This is a genomic window from Rhodococcus artemisiae (assembly GCF_036327795.1).
Taxonomy (GTDB): Bacteria; Actinomycetota; Actinomycetes; order Mycobacteriales; family Mycobacteriaceae; genus Rhodococcus; species Rhodococcus artemisiae.
In genome coordinates, this window is record NZ_JAUTXY010000008.1 from 91,574 (window position 1) to 106,116 (window position 14,543).

The 14,543-nt window shown below is 66.5% G+C and carries 15 protein-coding genes; 12 read left to right on the forward strand and 3 right to left on the reverse strand.

What is annotated here, in order from left to right; genetic code table 11:
* The 5 genes from Q7514_RS17865 (at position 1) to Q7514_RS17885 (ending at position 4,229) form a co-directional block, all read left to right on the forward strand.
* Positions 1–1,566 (forward strand): bifunctional uroporphyrinogen-III C-methyltransferase/uroporphyrinogen-III synthase, encoded by a 1,566-nt coding sequence (locus Q7514_RS17865; RefSeq protein ID WP_330134623.1) that lies wholly within the window; start codon positions 1–3, stop codon positions 1,564–1,566.
* A gap of 78 nt (positions 1,567–1,644) precedes the next feature.
* Positions 1,645–2,622 (forward strand): porphobilinogen synthase, encoded by a 978-nt coding sequence (gene hemB / locus Q7514_RS17870; protein ID WP_330134753.1) that lies wholly within the window; start codon positions 1,645–1,647, stop codon positions 2,620–2,622.
* Complete coding sequence (locus Q7514_RS17875) at positions 2,619–3,152, forward strand: hypothetical protein (RefSeq protein WP_330134624.1); 534 nt, start codon at positions 2,619–2,621, stop codon at positions 3,150–3,152. Before hemB ends, Q7514_RS17875 begins: the two co-directional genes overlap by 4 nt.
* A gap of 57 nt (positions 3,153–3,209) precedes the next feature.
* Positions 3,210–3,380, forward strand: a complete 171-nt coding sequence (locus tag Q7514_RS17880) for a winged helix-turn-helix transcriptional regulator (protein WP_330134625.1) — start codon at positions 3,210–3,212, stop codon at positions 3,378–3,380.
* A gap of 366 nt (positions 3,381–3,746) precedes the next feature.
* Positions 3,747–4,229 (forward strand): hypothetical protein, encoded by a 483-nt coding sequence (locus tag Q7514_RS17885; RefSeq protein WP_330134626.1) that lies wholly within the window; start codon positions 3,747–3,749, stop codon positions 4,227–4,229.
* Positions 4,230–4,244: 15 nt separating this feature from the next.
* Here Q7514_RS17885 and Q7514_RS17890 read toward each other — a convergent pair whose 3' ends face one another.
* A complete protein-coding gene (locus tag Q7514_RS17890) occupies positions 4,245–6,173 on the reverse strand; it encodes an acyl-CoA dehydrogenase family protein (RefSeq protein ID WP_330134627.1) in 1,929 nt (642 codons plus the stop codon).
* Positions 6,174–6,321: 148 nt separating this feature from the next.
* Between Q7514_RS17890 and hemL the strand changes: the two genes are divergently transcribed.
* From hemL to Q7514_RS17925, 7 genes are all read left to right on the forward strand, one after another.
* Positions 6,322–7,647, forward strand: coding sequence for a glutamate-1-semialdehyde 2,1-aminomutase (gene hemL, locus Q7514_RS17895; RefSeq protein WP_330134628.1), 1,326 nt, complete (start codon positions 6,322–6,324; stop codon positions 7,645–7,647).
* Between the two features lie 85 nt (positions 7,648–7,732).
* A complete protein-coding gene (locus Q7514_RS17900; RefSeq protein WP_330134629.1) occupies positions 7,733–8,383 on the forward strand; it encodes a histidine phosphatase family protein in 651 nt (216 codons plus the stop codon).
* Positions 8,380–8,985 (forward strand): TlpA disulfide reductase family protein, encoded by a 606-nt coding sequence (locus Q7514_RS17905; protein WP_330134630.1) that lies wholly within the window; start codon positions 8,380–8,382, stop codon positions 8,983–8,985. The genes Q7514_RS17900 and Q7514_RS17905 overlap by 4 nt, the downstream gene beginning before the upstream one ends.
* A gap of 2 nt (positions 8,986–8,987) precedes the next feature.
* Positions 8,988–9,809, forward strand: coding sequence for a cytochrome c biogenesis CcdA family protein (locus Q7514_RS17910; RefSeq protein WP_330134631.1), 822 nt, complete (start codon positions 8,988–8,990; stop codon positions 9,807–9,809).
* Between the two features lie 375 nt (positions 9,810–10,184).
* A complete protein-coding gene (gene resB, locus Q7514_RS17915; RefSeq protein ID WP_330134632.1) occupies positions 10,185–11,861 on the forward strand; it encodes a cytochrome c biogenesis protein ResB in 1,677 nt (558 codons plus the stop codon).
* Positions 11,858–12,829, forward strand: coding sequence for a c-type cytochrome biogenesis protein CcsB (gene ccsB / locus Q7514_RS17920; RefSeq protein WP_330134633.1), 972 nt, complete (start codon positions 11,858–11,860; stop codon positions 12,827–12,829). The genes resB and ccsB overlap by 4 nt, the downstream gene beginning before the upstream one ends.
* Positions 12,830–12,880: 51 nt before the next feature.
* The gene (locus tag Q7514_RS17925; RefSeq protein WP_330134634.1) at positions 12,881–13,891 is read left to right on the forward strand and encodes a MinD/ParA family ATP-binding protein; all 1,011 of its coding nucleotides are present in this window, start codon (positions 12,881–12,883) and stop codon (positions 13,889–13,891) included.
* Here Q7514_RS17925 and Q7514_RS17930 read toward each other — a convergent pair.
* Positions 13,873–14,082: a hypothetical protein gene (locus Q7514_RS17930; protein WP_132471744.1), complete on the reverse strand. Its 210-nt coding sequence runs from the start codon at positions 14,080–14,082 to the stop codon at positions 13,873–13,875. The genes Q7514_RS17925 and Q7514_RS17930 overlap by 19 nt on opposite strands.
* Before the next feature lie 197 nt (positions 14,083–14,279).
* Positions 14,280–14,489: a BldC family transcriptional regulator gene (locus tag Q7514_RS17935; RefSeq protein ID WP_006552323.1), complete on the reverse strand. Its 210-nt coding sequence runs from the start codon at positions 14,487–14,489 to the stop codon at positions 14,280–14,282.
* Positions 14,490–14,543: the final 54 nt, after the last annotated feature.

A 14,543-nucleotide genomic window follows, 5' to 3' on the forward strand; every position in this document is an offset into this window, starting at 1 on the left:
ATGAGCCGAGTCCGAAAGAACACTCCCGGACGGATCCTGTTCGTGGGGTCGGGTCCGGGCGACCCGGCGTTGCTCACCGTTCGAGCGCGCGACGTCCTGACGGGTGCCACGATCGCCTTCACCGACCCCGATGTCGACAGGGATGTCGTCGCTCTCGTCGGTACCGACCTCGGCACCGACCCGGAGACGGGCGAGCCGATCGCCGATGTGCGTCCCGCGCTGGGCGAGCCCGCGGAGGTGGCCAAGACCTTGGTCGCCGAAGCGAAGAACGGCCACGATGTGGTGCGCCTCGTTGCGGGCGACCCGCTGACCACCGATTCTGTGATCGCCGAGGTCAATGCCGTGGCGCGCACCCAGGTGGTGTTCGAGGTGCTGCCCGGCCTGCCCGCCGGTTCCGCGGTTCCCAGCTACGCGGGCATGGCCCTCGGTTCGTCCCACACCGAGGCCGACGTCCGCGGCGAGGTCGACTGGGCTGCGCTGGCCGCCGCTCCCGGCCCGCTGGTCCTGCACGCGACGTCCGGGCATCTCGCCGAGACCGCGAGTGCACTCGTCGAGCACGGTGTAGCTCCGCAGACTCCCGCCGCCATCACGGTGCGCGGCACGACCCGTCAGCAGCGCACCGTGGAGGCCACGCTGGCGACCCTCAACGACGCCGGCTCAGAATTCGTCGGACCGCTGGTCGTGACGGTCGGCAAGGTCGTGTCGCAGCGCAACAAGATGTCGTGGTGGGAGTCGCGTGCCCTCTACGGCTGGACCGTGCTGGTTCCTCGGACGAAGGAGCAGGCCGGTGAGATGAGCGATCGGCTCGTCTCGCACGGCGCCATCCCGATGGAGGTGCCGACCATCTCCGTCGAGCCTCCGCGCAGCCCCGCCCAGATGGAGCGTGCCGTCAAGGGACTGGTCGACGGTCGCTACCAGTGGGTGGTGTTCACCTCGACGAACGCGGTGCGTGCCGTGTGGGAGAAGTTCGAGGAGTTCGGACTCGACGCCCGTGCGTTCTCCGGTGTGAAGATCGCGTGTGTCGGCCAGGCGACTGCCGAGAAGGTGCGCTCGTTCGGAATCACCCCCGAACTCGTCCCGACCGGCGAACAGTCGTCGGAGGGCCTGCTCGCCGAGTTCGCGCCGTACGACGATGTGTTCGACCCGGTCAACCGGGTGCTGTTGCCCCGCGCGGACATCGCGACCGAGACGCTCGCCGAGGGCTTGCGTGAGCGTGGCTGGGAGATCGACGACGTCACTGCCTACCGCACCGTCCGGGCCGCGCCGCCGCCGGCGGAGACCCGCGAGATGATCAAGACCGGTGGTTTCGATGCGGTGTGTTTCACCTCGTCGTCCACGGTCCGCAATCTCGTCGGTATCGCCGGGAAGCCGCACGCGCGTACCATCGTCGCGTGCATCGGTCCGAAGACCGCGGAGACCGCGATCGAGTTCGGACTGCGGGTGGATGTGCGACCCGAGACCGCTCAGGTCGGCCCTCTGGTCGAGGCGCTCGCCGAGCACGCCGCGCGACTGCGGGCCGAAGGCGCTCTGCCCCCGCCGCGGAAGAAGTCCCGCGCCCGCCGCTGACCCACTCGTGCGCGGTTCCGGTAGTAACCGCTACCGGAACCGCGCATGACTCCCCGAACTGATGAGGGTCCTGACGACATGTTCCCCGATATCCGTCCCCGCCGATTGCGTACGACCGCGGCGATGCGTCGCCTGGTCGGGGAGACCTCGCTCGAGCCCCGGCATCTCGTGCTTCCGATGTTCGTCGCCGACGGCCGCACCGAGCCTTGGGAGATCCCGTCGATGCCGGGCGTGTACCAGCACACCGACGAGTCGCTGCTCACTGCCGCGACCGCTGCCGTCGAGGCCGGCGTCGGTGGCCTCATGTTGTTCGGTGTGCCGCGACCCGAAGACAAGGATGCGCGGGGTACGGGTGCAACGGATCCCGACGGGGTGCTCAACCGTTCCCTCGCTGCCCTGCGCAGTGAGCTCGGTGACTCCACAGTGATCATGGCCGATACGTGTCTCGACGAGTTCACCGACCACGGGCACTGCGGGGTGCTCACTGCGTCGGGTGTGGTCGACAACGACGCAACCCTCGAGCGGTACACGGAAATGGCAGTCGCGCAGGCGGAATCGGGTGCCCATGTGCTCGGGCCCAGCGGCATGATGGACGGGCAGGTCGCCTCGATCCGGGCGGCGCTCGACGCGGCCGGTCACGTCGACGTCTCGCAACTCGCCTACACGGCGAAATACTCGTCCGCGTTCTACGGGCCCTTCCGCGAAGCGGTCGGCTCGTCGCTCGAGGGCGATCGCCGCACCTACCAGCAGGACCCGGCGAATCGACGCGAGGCGCTGCACGAACTCGACCTCGATCTGGCGGAGGGGGCCGACATGGTGATGGTCAAACCGGCCATGTCGTATCTGGACATCCTGCGGGAGGTGGCGGATCGGTCGCCGGTTCCCGTTGCTGCATATCAGATTTCGGGAGAGTACTCGATGATCACGGCCGCGGCCGCGAACGGCTGGATCGATCGTGATGCCGCGATCGCCGAATCGCTGCTCGGAATCAGGCGCGCGGGTGCCGACATCGTGCTGACCTACTGGGCTGCCGAAGTGGCGGGTACGTTGTCGTGAGCTTCCCACTGCCACCGACGCCCGACCGGTCCACCCCTGCCGACAGGCCGATCCCGCAGGACATCGTCACCGCCTACCAATTGTGGTGCGGAGTTCTGGTTCTCACCGTGGTCACCCTGCTGTTCGGAGCCTACGACCTCTGGAACGGGCGGACCGACCTCGTCGACATGATGACCGAGATGACGGCCGACACGGGGACACAGGAACTCTCGCGCTCGGACCTCGATGCCGCGATCCCGCTGGTCGTGATCCTCACCGTGGTCTTCGGGCTGGCCATCGTCGGTCTGCTCTATCTCGTCGTCCGGAAGATGTGCAAGGGGAGGAACTGGGCGCGGATGGCATTGACCCTGATCGGCGTGTTCATGACCCTCTCGACGCTACCGACGGTATTCGGTGTGGGTGTCGGCGGTGGATCCGGACTCGCCCTCGGCGTCATCTCCATCGTCCAGGCCGTGCTCACGGTGGGTGCGATCGTGCTGATGCATCGGCGCGAGTCCAATGCGTATTTTCTACGGCTACCGGAGAACTGAGCACTCGGTCGCATCAGCGACGAGCAGCTCCACAGGATCACCGACACCGACACCGCGGTGGGCGGTCGGTCGCCGGCTCCTCTGTCCGAGAACGAGCAGGCCGTCCATACAGCCCTCGTCGAGGACGGGCGCATGAGCTCGGCGGACATCGCGGCACGCACCGGCATGACCCCGCGCCGAGCCCGGGAGGGAATTGCGCGACTGCTCGGGTCGCGAGGGTCGCGCTGAGGACCGATGCCAGCGGACTGCATTGTGGATGGCCGATCAGCGCGTGGTATGTCATACGCGTACCTGCGACCTCGATCGAGCGGATCGGACCGCGGTTGCGCGATTACCGCAGACTCGCACGATGCTTTCGAGGGGACCTCCTGACTGACGCACCACCTGCGCCACACGGGTTTGCGCACCGGGACATGCGGAGTACGGTGATCAATCGTCGTGGGCCCGAGCGGCCGTACCCGTCGAGTGTGAGGACGTCATGCAGGTGGAACCCCGGCCCTACGGCCGTCGTCGCGAACTTGTGCTGATCGGTCTGATCGGCGTACTCGGTGTTGTGACAACGCTGCTCATCGTCATTCCCGGGGCACTCGCCGCTTGACCGGCCGGGCCGAACCACGAGGCGCGTCCGAGCCGCTGTTCCACGAGCCGGGCGCGAGGTGGCGCACGGTCGCGTTCGGGCCCGTGTTCTGCGCGGTGGCACTGATCGTCGAACTCGCGACAGGCCCCGTCGTGCACTGGTTCGCGCTGCCGGCGCTTGCGATCGTCCTCGCGGGATTCGCCTATCTCATGGTGACGGCGGCGCGTCGCCACGTCAGTGTCGACCTCACTCGCACGGTGTTGCGTCAGGGCACCGAGGAACTCGACGTCAGTGACATCGAGGCGGTACTGCCGCCCGCAATGGATTCGTGGGACGAACCGCAGCGCTGGGAGACAGCCCGCGTACTCGGAGAACTCGCCAACACTCCGCGCGGTCGTACCGCCATCGGGTTGCGGCTGCGAGGCGGGACGTTCGTGCGGGCGTGGGCCAAGGACGCCGACCGTCTCCGCGAACTCCTCGGAGAGCTGGTCGGCGCCTGAGAGTCCTGATCACGCTCAGGAGTCAGCAGCTCCCTCACGGTCGAGCATCGCCGATCCGAGCAGATATTCGGGCACACCGAGACCCTCGACGAGAGTCATCACGTGCGGTCGCAATGTGCGGCAGCGTTCGTTGATCCCGCGCAGCACCGCCTTGGAGCGTTCGACCGACAGGTGCCGGTGCTCCATGAACCACGCCTTGTCCTCGTCGATGACCGTCAGCGCGAACAGATCGCACAGGTCCGAGAGCAGATCGCACGCGGTTTCATCCTTGCAGTCGTCGATGGCCGCCACGAACGCCTCCAGGACGACACGGTCTATGTGGGCCCGGGCGGCGTGCAGCACGTGGTCCTGCACGAAGTTGAACGCGTCGAACGGATTGTCCTCGCGCTTGGTGGCGGCTTGCAGGCGCCGCGCCGCTGTGGAGAGGAGGTACTGCTCGCGATCCTCGAACATCGTGAGCTGCGTGCCCCGGTTGAAGAGGCTGCCGTCCTCCTCGTTGTCCTGGCGCGTATCGAGGATCGTCTGGATGATCTGCTGCGCCGCGGTGCGTTTCTTCACGACATCGGAGATCGTGTCGGCGGCGAACCGCATCCACTCCACGGGGCTCATCCCGCGGACCTCGTCGGCATACGCCGTGAGCAACTCCTTCGCGACGAGCTGCGTGAGTACGTGGTTGTCGCCCTCGAACGTGGTGAACACGTCGACGTCGGCGCGCAGTGCGGTCAACCGATTCTCGGCCATGTATCCGGCGCCGCCGCATGCCTCGCGCGCTTCCTGGATGGCGCGGGCTGCATGCCAGGTGTTGGCCACCTTGAGGCCGGCCGCGCGGCCCTCGAGCTCACGCTGTTCCTGTGGATCCACCTCGCTCGTCGGTACCGACTGGATGCGGTTCATCGTCGAGATCAGCTCGTTCTGAGCGAAACCCAGCGCGTAGGACTTCGCGATGTGCGGCAGCAGTCGTCGCTGGTGGACAAGGTAATCCATCAGGAGCACCTCGTCGTCGCGACCCGGCGCGTCGAACTGACGACGCAGCAGCGCATACCGCGTCGCGATCGACAGCGCGACACGGGCCGCGGCGCCGGCCGACCCGCCGACGGTGACCCGTCCTCGGACGAGGGTGCCGACCATGGTGAAGAAGCGGCGGCTGCCACTCTCGATGTCGGAGGTGTAGGTGCCGTCCGCGTCGACGTCCGCGTACCGGTTGAGCAGGTTCTCGCGCGGGACCCGCACGTTGTCGAAGACGATCCGGCCGTTGTCGACGCCCGGCAGTCCGCCCTTGTAGCCGCAGTCGGAGGTCGTCACACCGGGAAGGTCGTTGCCGTCGTCGTCGCGGAAGGGGACCACGAAACAGTGCACGCCGTACGATTCACCCTTCGTCACGAGCTGGGCGAACACTGCGGCGACCTTGGCGTGCTGCGCGGCGCCACCGATGTAGTCCTTGCGTGCCGACGCCGTCGGGGAGTGGATGACGAACTCATCTGTGTCCGGGTCGAATGTCGCGGTGGTCTCGAGGGCCTGCACATCGCTGCCATGACCGGTCTCCGTCATGGCGAAACAGCCGAGCAGATCCAGATTGATCAGGGGCGTGATCCACTTCTCGTGGTGACGCTGCGTGCCGAGATTCTCGATGGCACCGCCGAACAATCCCCACTGCACACCGGCCTTGACCATCAGTGACAGGTCGGACATCGCCAGCATTTCGATCGATGCAACGGCGCCACCGGCATCTCCGGTGCCCCCGGACCCGACGGAGAAGCCCGACTCGGCGTAACCGTGCTCTGCGAGCAGCCGCATCTGCTTCAGTGTGATCGCGCGGGCCTGTTCGAGGTCTGGGGTGTAGTGCGGTGCGAATGCCGGGTCGGCCATGTTCGTCCGGGCGCGCTCGCGTGCGCTGTGCCATGCGCCGTCGAGGGCCTTGCTCAGATGTTCACCTGTAGTCGCCATGCCTGTGACCCTATGGCCGCAACGCCGTCCAGTGGAGGCTTCGCGATCACACGGCACGCCCGAATCTCGCGTGAGATCCGTATCACAGCGCTTATCGCACACCGATCGACTTTTTGGCAAATCGGGGGAAACTGGGACACTGGACGTCGTGACTGCGACTCCCGCTGCTTCCTCTGTCCGCGACGCCGAATCGACGGCACTGTTCACCCGGGCATCGAAGGTGACTCCCGGCGGGGTCAATTCTCCCGTCCGCGCGTTCGGTTCGGTAGGCGGGACGCCTCGTTTCATTACCTCGGGATCCGGTTACACGCTCACCGACGTCGACGGAAATTCCTACGTCGACCTGGTGTGTTCGTGGGGTCCGTTGATCCTCGGACATGCGCATCCCGCTGTCGTCGAGGCCGTGCGCACCACTGCGTCATCGGGTCTGTCGTTCGGCGCACCGAGCGCCGGTGAGGTCGAACTGGCCGAGGAGATCGTCGCTCGTATCGCGCCGGTCGAGCAGGTCCGGTTGGTCAACTCCGGTACCGAGGCCACCATGAGTGCGGTGCGTCTCGCGCGCGGATTCACCGGACGCACGAAGATCATCAAGTTCGCGGGCTGTTATCACGGTCACGTCGACGCCTTGCTCGCCGACGCCGGTTCCGGGCTCGCGACATTCGGGCTGCCCACTTCGCCCGGTGTGACCGGGGCGCAGGCCGAGGACACCCTCGTCGTGCCGTACAACGATCTCGACGCCGTGCGCGCTGCCTTCGACGCGCACCCGGGCGCGATTGCCGCGGTGATCACGGAAGCCGCCGCAGGAAACATGGGCACCGTCCCGCCCGTCCCCGGATTCAACGAGGGACTGCGTGCATTGACCCGTGAGCACGGCGCCCTGCTGATCATGGACGAGGTCATGACCGGGTTCCGTGCGAGTGCCACGGGCTGGCACGGCATCGACGGTGTCGCGGGCGACCTCATCACCTTCGGAAAGGTCATGAGCGGTGGCCTGCCCGCCGCTGCGTTCGGCGGTCGCGCTGACGTCATGGCACATCTTGCGCCGGCCGGCGCGGTCTACCAGGCCGGGACGTTGTCAGGTAATCCCGTCGCCGTTGCGGCCGGTCTCGCGAGCCTGCGCGCAGCCGACACCGACGTGTACGCGGCACTCGAGCGCAACTCCGCCACACTCGGCCGTCTTCTCGGCGACGCACTGACCGCCGCGGGCGTTCCGAACAGGATCCAGAACGCCGGGACGATGCTCAGTGTGTTCTTCACCGAGGACCCCGTCACCGATTACGACGAGGCAAAGGCCGCACAGACCTGGCGATTCCCCGCGTTCTTCCATGCCCTGCTCGAACACGGTGTGTATGCACCTCCGAGCGCATTCGAGACGTGGTTCGTCTCGTCGGTTCTGGACGACAACGCGTTCTCCCGGATCGCCGACGCACTCCCGCACGCGGCGAAGGCAGCCGCGGCCGCCACTGCGCCGTGACCAGCGAGGGCAGTGACCTGCGAGGGCCCTGACCAGCGAGCGAATCCGACACCCATCCGCTTTCATCGACCTGAGGAACACGCACGTGACCGAAGCCGCCCCGTCCGAGACCCGCACCATCGTGCACGTGCTGCGGCACGGTGAGGTGCACAACCCGTCCGGCATCCTCTACGGTCGCCTGCCCGGCTACCGTCTGTCGGTCACCGGCGAAGCGCAGGCCCGGGCCGTTGCGGCCTCCCTCGCCGACCACGACATCGCGCACGTTGTCGCCTCGCCGCTCGAGCGTGCCCAGCAGACCGCGTCGCCGATCGCGCAGAAGCACGGTCTCGAGATCCGCACCGACGAGAACCTCATCGAGGCGGGCAACGATTTCGAAGGGCTCAAGGTCGCTGTCGGCGACGGTGCACTCGGCCGCCCGCGTCACTGGTGGAAGCTGCGCGACCCGTTCACTCCGTCCTGGGGCGAGCCGTACCTGCAGATCGCGCATCGCATGCTGGCCGCGGTCAATACTGCGCGTGTCGCTGCTGCCGGTCGCGAGGCCGTGTGCGTGAGCCATCAACTGCCGGTGTGGACGCTGCGCCGGTTCCTCGAAGGCGAACGCCTGTGGCACGACCCGCGTCACCGGCAGTGCAGCCTCGCTTCCCTCACGTCTCTCGTCTACGAGGGCGACACCCTCGTCGACCTCGTCTACTCCGAGCCGGCGGGCGCATCCGACCCGAACGTCCACGGCGCATGAGAAAGGCACTTCACGCGATTGCCGGGTTGTTGTGCGGTGTCGCGCTTCTGTCTTCCTGCGCGACGGGCACTGATGCGGTCGCGACCGGCGGTACGTTCGACTTCGTCTCACCCGGCGGCCAGACCCGCATCTTCTACGATCCGCCTGCGGACCGCGGCACCCTCGGCACATTGACGGGGGAGGACCTCATGAACGAGGGCGAGATGATCTCCCTCGACGACTTCGCGGGTGAGGTCGTGGTCCTCAACGTGTGGGGTCAGTGGTGCGCGCCGTGTCGAAGCGAAGCGGACGACCTCGAGCAGGTCTACCAGGAGACCAAAGATCTCGGGGTTGCTTTCCTGGGCATCAACGTGCGCGACAACCAGCGCGACAAAGCGCAGGATTTCATGACCGACCAGCAGATCGGCTATCCGTCGATCTACGACCCGGCGATGCGCTCGTTGCTCGCCCTCGGCCGCAACTACCCGACCTCCGTGGTGCCGACCACCATCGTCCTCGATCGTGAGCATCGGGTCGCGGCGGTCTATCTGACCGAGCTCCTCGCGAGTGACCTGCAACCGGTTGTCGAGCGTATCGCCGCAGAACCGACCGAGGACCAATAGGCATGACAGTCCTCGCATCCGGTATCGGCGATACCTTCCAGAACGTCGCGGCGTCCGGGCCGCTTCTGCTGGCCGTCGGCGTGTGTCTCCTCGCGGGGCTGGTGTCGTTTGCTTCGCCGTGCGTGGTTCCGCTCGTGCCCGGCTATCTGTCGTATCTCGCGGGTGTGGTCGGTGCCGAGACACCGGCGGTGACTGCAGCACAGGCCGGCTCACGCACCACCACGGTTCGTGACGACGGCCGACTGCGGGTCGCGGGAGCGGCAGGGCTGTTCGTCGCGGGATTCACCGTCGTGTTCGTCCTGGCCACGGCTTCGGTGTTCGGAGCGATCTCCCTGCTGTCGGTCAACCGTGAACTGCTGATGCGGATCGGTGGTGTCGTCACCATCGTCATGGGCATGGTGTTCATCGGCCTGATCCCCGCACTGCAGCGCGACACCCGCACCGCGCCGAAGCAGATCTCGTCTCTTGCCGGTGCCCCGCTGCTCGGTGCGGTCTTCGCGCTCGGATGGACCCCGTGTCTCGGACCCACACTTGCGGGGGTGATCTCGCTCGCCGCCGGTACCGAAGGCGCCACGGCTGCCCGTGGAGTCACGCTCATCGTGGCGTACTGCATCGGACTCGGACTGCCCTTCGTCGTCCTCGCGTTCGGCTCGGCCCGGGCGTTGCGGGGAGTCGGATGGCTGAGGAACCATACCCGCACCATCCAGTTGTTCGGCGGCATCATGCTGATGGCAGTCGGCATAGCCCTCGTCACCGGCGCATGGGACCTGTTCGTGTCCTGGGTGCGTGACACGTTCATCTCGGAAGTGACATTGCCCATTTGACGTCTCTCCTGCCTGCAAAAAGCAGGAGATTCCCCGTTCAGACAGCACCAACACCCGAAGGAGGCGGACCCCAGTGACCTACGTCGTCGACACCGGTGTGGCCACGCTCCGCCACAGCCGGCATCACTCCGGCAGCGTTCCGATCCCGACACGCGGTATACCCGCACGCCCAGCATCGGACAACTCGTTCCGCGAGCGCGCCCGGCTGCAACCGGTAGTTGCAGCGCACCACCTCGGTCCCTGTGCGCGGCACCGTAGCCGGATCCACCGACAGGTTTACTCGGCCCGATTCGGTTGCTCCACGCAGCCTCACCCCTTTGGAAGGAGGTCGGCGCTTCCTCTCGTGCACGAGGGCGTATCCGCGCCGAACAATAGATGACGGCCACCGACACGCAGACCTCCGCACCTCGGCCGGGCGCTCCGAAGCAGAGCCCGATCGGGCGCGCCGCGGCGTTCGTACGCAACACGTGGCGCGGACTGACATCGATGCGCACGGCGTTGGTGCTGTTGTTCCTCCTGGCACTCGCAGCAATTCCAGGTGCCTTGCTGCCGCAACGCAGTCTCAACGTCGGAAAGGTCGACGAGTACATCGCTGCCCGTCCGACGCTCGGGCCGTTCATGGACCGGCTCGAGCTGTTCGACGTGTTCGGCAGCTTCTGGTTCACCGCGATCTACGCCCTGCTGTTCATCTCGCTCATCGGCTGCATCTTGCCGCGCTGCGCCGAGTACTACCGCGCTCTGCGTGCCCGACCGGTCAATGCACCGCGCAACCTCTCCCGTCTGCCGCATCATGTCGAGACCACGTTCGACGACGAACCTGATGCGGTCATCGACCGGATCAGCGGAGAGCTGCGAGGATGGCGCGTCGAGCGTCGGGAGGGAACCACGAAGGGCCGGGACGGCGAGCTGACGCTCTCGGCCGAGAAGGGATACCTGCGCGAGGCGGGCAACCTCGTCTTCCACATCTCGTTGGTCGCATTGCTCGCCACCGTCGCCCTGGGCAAGCTCTTCGGTTACGAAGGCCAGCGCATCCTGGTCGCGAACGGCGAAGAGTTCTGCACCACGTCGCCCGCCTCGTTCGACTCGTTCATTGCGGGCATCGAACTCGACGGCACAGGACTGCGACCGATCTGCGTGCGGGTGCACGACTTCACGGCCGACTATCTCGACAACGGTCAGGCCGAGATGTTCACCTCCAACATCGAGTACCAGTACGGCGACGATGTCACGGCGAACATCTGGAGCGACGCGCAGCTGAAGGTCAACCACCCGCTGCGGGTCGGTGGCGACCGCGTCTACCTGCAGGGCCACGGATACGCGCCGACCTTCACAGTCACCTGGCCCAACGGAGAGACACGCACCGAGACGATGCAGTGGGCACCCGAGGACGCCACGACGTTCCTGAGCAGCGGCGCGATGCGATTCGATCCGCCCGGCGGGATGTACCCCGACGCCGACGAACGACGAAAGAACCAGATCGCACTCGAAGGGCTCTTCGCGCCCACCGCGGCGTTCCACGGCACGTTGTTGTCGTCGGCGTTCCCGGCAATGGTGGATCCCGCCGTCGCCATCGACATCTACAAGGGCGACTCCGGTCTCGACACCGGGAGCCCGCAGTCGCTGTTCTCGCTCAACACCGAACTGATCAACCAGGGCCGACTGGTCAAGCAGGAGCGCGTCAACCTGAAGCCGGGTGAGAGCGTCACGCTGGAAGACGGCACCGAGGTGCGATTCGACGGCGCCGTCGACTTCGTCAACCTGCAGGTCTCGCACGATCCGTTCCAGTCGTGGGTGCTGGTGTCTGCGGTCGCGATGATGGCGGGGCTGCTGCTGTCCCTGCTGATCAAACGGCGAAGGGTATGGGTGCGCGTCTATCGGGCGGGTACAGTATCGGACGGTGAACGACGAACTGTAGTAGAACTCGGTGGCCTCGCTCGCACCGATCAGGCCGGGTGGGGCGACGAATTCGATCGGTTGGTCTCCCGGCTTCTCGGTGAGAACCCAGCAGGCGATCGTGTGCTCGACGATGGAGCACAGGAGGAGAAGGCATGACGTTGAACGACACCCTCGCGAAGTACAGCGACTGGAGCTTCGAAGCGGCGTTCGCCGTGGTAGTGCTGGCCATGCTCCTGCTCGTGATCGAGTACGCGACCTACCGCTCCAAACTGGTCGCCGAACGCGAACTCGTTGCTGCCGGTGGTGTCGGATCGTCGCTTGCCGAGACCGTCCCGGGGCGCGTGGAGAACACCGCCGGAAGGACCCTGTCGGAGCGGTTCGGCAACATGGGACGCGCCCTCGTCGTGGTGGCCGCGGCGTTGATGATCGCCTCGATCGTGCTGCGCGGCCTGGCCACCGAACGATTCCCCCTCGGGAACATGTACGAGTTCGTGGCCATGGCGTGCGCCGCGGCGATCGTGTTCAGCCTGGTGATGTTGCGCAAGCCCGCGTACCGCATCCTGTGGGTGTACGTGCTCGCCCCTGTGGCGGTGTTGATGTTCGTGGCTGCCACCGTGCTCTACGCCGACGCCGCACCCGTTGTGCCCGCCCTGCGCTCGTTCTGGCTGCCGATCCACGTCACGATCATCAGCGTGGGCAGCGGCATCTTCCTGCTCGCCGGGGCCGCGAGCGTGCTGTTCCTGCTGCGGATCCATCAGCCCGAGGGTTCCGAGAGGGGCGTGCTCGGTGCTATCGCAGCACGACTGCCCGACGCTCAGGTGCTCGACCGCCTCGCTTACCGGACCACGATCGTCGGCTTCCCACTGTTCGGCATCGGCATCATTCTCGGCGCCATCTGGGCAGAGGCGGCATGGGGTCGATTCTGGGGATGGGACCCGAAGGAAACCGTCTCGTTCATCACCTGGGTGATCTATGCCGCCTACCTCCACGCCCGCGCGACGTCGGGCTGGCGCAACACACGCGCCGCGTGGATCAATGTCGCGGGCTTCGTCGCGATGCTGTTCAACCTGTTCATCATCAACATGGTGGTGTCCGGCCTCCACTCGTACGCCGGCCTGAACTGATCCTGCTATCGTCCTCGGCGGTGTGAGGAACTGCGATCGGGGGGAACGCGGATGACGGAAGGATCCGGGCGGCCATCGGAGGCGAGCCTGTCGGGCCGTGACACCGCGGGCTTGTCAGCTCAGGATCTCGACTCGTCGCTTCTGGTCCGCAGAGCCACACGGGCGCCTGAACGGGGATGGCGTCGCGCGCTCTTCCAGGCGACCGGCGGGCGGATCGACGTGGGCGACAGCGCGCGCGATCAGCGTCGCGGGGAACTCGTCGACCAGGTCTCACAACCACTGCGCGGGTGCTATCGCATCGCGCTGCTCAGCCTCAAGGGCGGTGTCGGCAAGACGACAACGACGGTGACCCTCGGTTCGACGTTCGCGGCGCTGAGGGGCGACCGCGTGGTCGCGGTGGATGCGAATCCCGACCGCGGCACGCTGAGCCAGAAGGTCCCGACGGAAACGTCGGCCACTGTGCGGACGCTTCTGCGAGACGAAGAGCGCATCGAGCGATACAGCGATGCGCGGGCTTACACATCTCAGAACGTGCACCGACTCGAGGTGCTCGCCTCCGACAGCGATCCTGCGGTGTCGGAAGCGTTCAGCGCGCGGGACTACGAACGGACCCTCGCGCTGCTCGAGCGCTACTACAGCATTGTCCTCACCGATTGCGGCACCGGACTGATGCACTCGGCGATGCGCGCGATCCTCGAGAACACGGATGCGCTGGTGGTGATCAGTTCGGGTTCGGTGGACGGTGCGCGGAGTGCGTCGGCGACCCTCGACTGGCTCGACGCGCACGGCCACCGCGAGCTGGTGAGTAGCTCGGTCGCGGTGGTCAACTCTGTTCGTCCGATGTCGGGCAAGGTCGACCTCGACCGCGTGGTGGGGCATTTCGAGCAGCGATGCCGCGCCGTGCACCTGATGCCATTCGACCCTCACCTCGAGGAGGGGGCCGAAGTGGACCTCGATCAGTTGCATCCTCGCACCCGTCGCGTCTTACTCCGGCTCGCCGCCGATGTGGCGTCGGATTTCGGGCGCCCGGCAGGGGCGGGATATCAGTCGATTCCGTCCTGACCCGGACCGTCGGTCCGGCCGGATTCGTCGGTGTGTCGCCGGCGAACCTCTCGATCGACCTTCCAGAGGAACTCGGGATCGTCGTCGGGGCCGAGACCCCGGGTCGGGGTACGGCTCGGGTCGGGTCCGAATGCCTTCCACAGCAGGAATGCGAGCGTCACCGCACCGATGAGTGCCAATAAATAGAGCATGATGCACCTCCTGGCCGTGGCGGACGTCGCGCGAGCTCCGACGTCGTACTGTCCGATTTCTACCAGTCTATGCGGCCTGGCCGAGTGTGACACCGGCGCGGGTGCATCGGAGTGAAATTCGCGATCGCACGTTTCGTCCGAATGGTCCGGAGAATCGGGCAGGGCCCCCGGCCTCGGGTTCGAGGCCGGGGGTCGCCTCAGCGAGTGGCTTCGGTGGTGAGAGAGCGGAGCAGCGCGAGGACCTCGGATTCGCGGAATCGGCGGTGCCCGCCCGGTGTACGCAGGGAACCGAGTCGACCGGCATGTGCCCAGCGGGTCACGGTCTTGGGGTCCACATGGAAGAGGGCGGCGACCTGGCCGGGGGTGAGCAGGGATTCCTTGGCGCCATTGAAGGTGGGTGCGCTCATTGCGAATGTCCTCCCGGGTGATTTGTCTTGATCGGGTTGTTCGATCGGGTTGTC

Coding starts and splice junctions, on each gene's coding strand:
- Q7514_RS17865 (WP_330134623.1), top strand. CDS start 1: ATGAGCCGAGTCCGAAAGAACACTCCCGGACGGATCCTGTTCGTGGGG.
- hemB (WP_330134753.1), top strand. CDS start 1,645: ATGTTCCCCGATATCCGTCCCCGCCGATTGCGTACGACCGCGGCGATG.
- Q7514_RS17890 (WP_330134627.1), bottom strand. CDS start 6,173: ATGGCGACTACAGGTGAACATCTGAGCAAGGCCCTCGACGGCGCATGG.
- Q7514_RS17905 (WP_330134630.1), top strand. CDS start 8,380: ATGAGAAAGGCACTTCACGCGATTGCCGGGTTGTTGTGCGGTGTCGCG.
- Q7514_RS17910 (WP_330134631.1), top strand. CDS start 8,988: ATGACAGTCCTCGCATCCGGTATCGGCGATACCTTCCAGAACGTCGCG.
- resB (WP_330134632.1), top strand. CDS start 10,185: ATGACGGCCACCGACACGCAGACCTCCGCACCTCGGCCGGGCGCTCCG.
- ccsB (WP_330134633.1), top strand. CDS start 11,858: ATGACGTTGAACGACACCCTCGCGAAGTACAGCGACTGGAGCTTCGAA.
- Q7514_RS17925 (WP_330134634.1), top strand. CDS start 12,881: ATGACGGAAGGATCCGGGCGGCCATCGGAGGCGAGCCTGTCGGGCCGT.
- Q7514_RS17930 (WP_132471744.1), bottom strand. CDS start 14,082: ATGCTCTATTTATTGGCACTCATCGGTGCGGTGACGCTCGCATTCCTG.
- Q7514_RS17935 (WP_006552323.1), bottom strand. CDS start 14,489: ATGAGCGCACCCACCTTCAATGGCGCCAAGGAATCCCTGCTCACCCCC.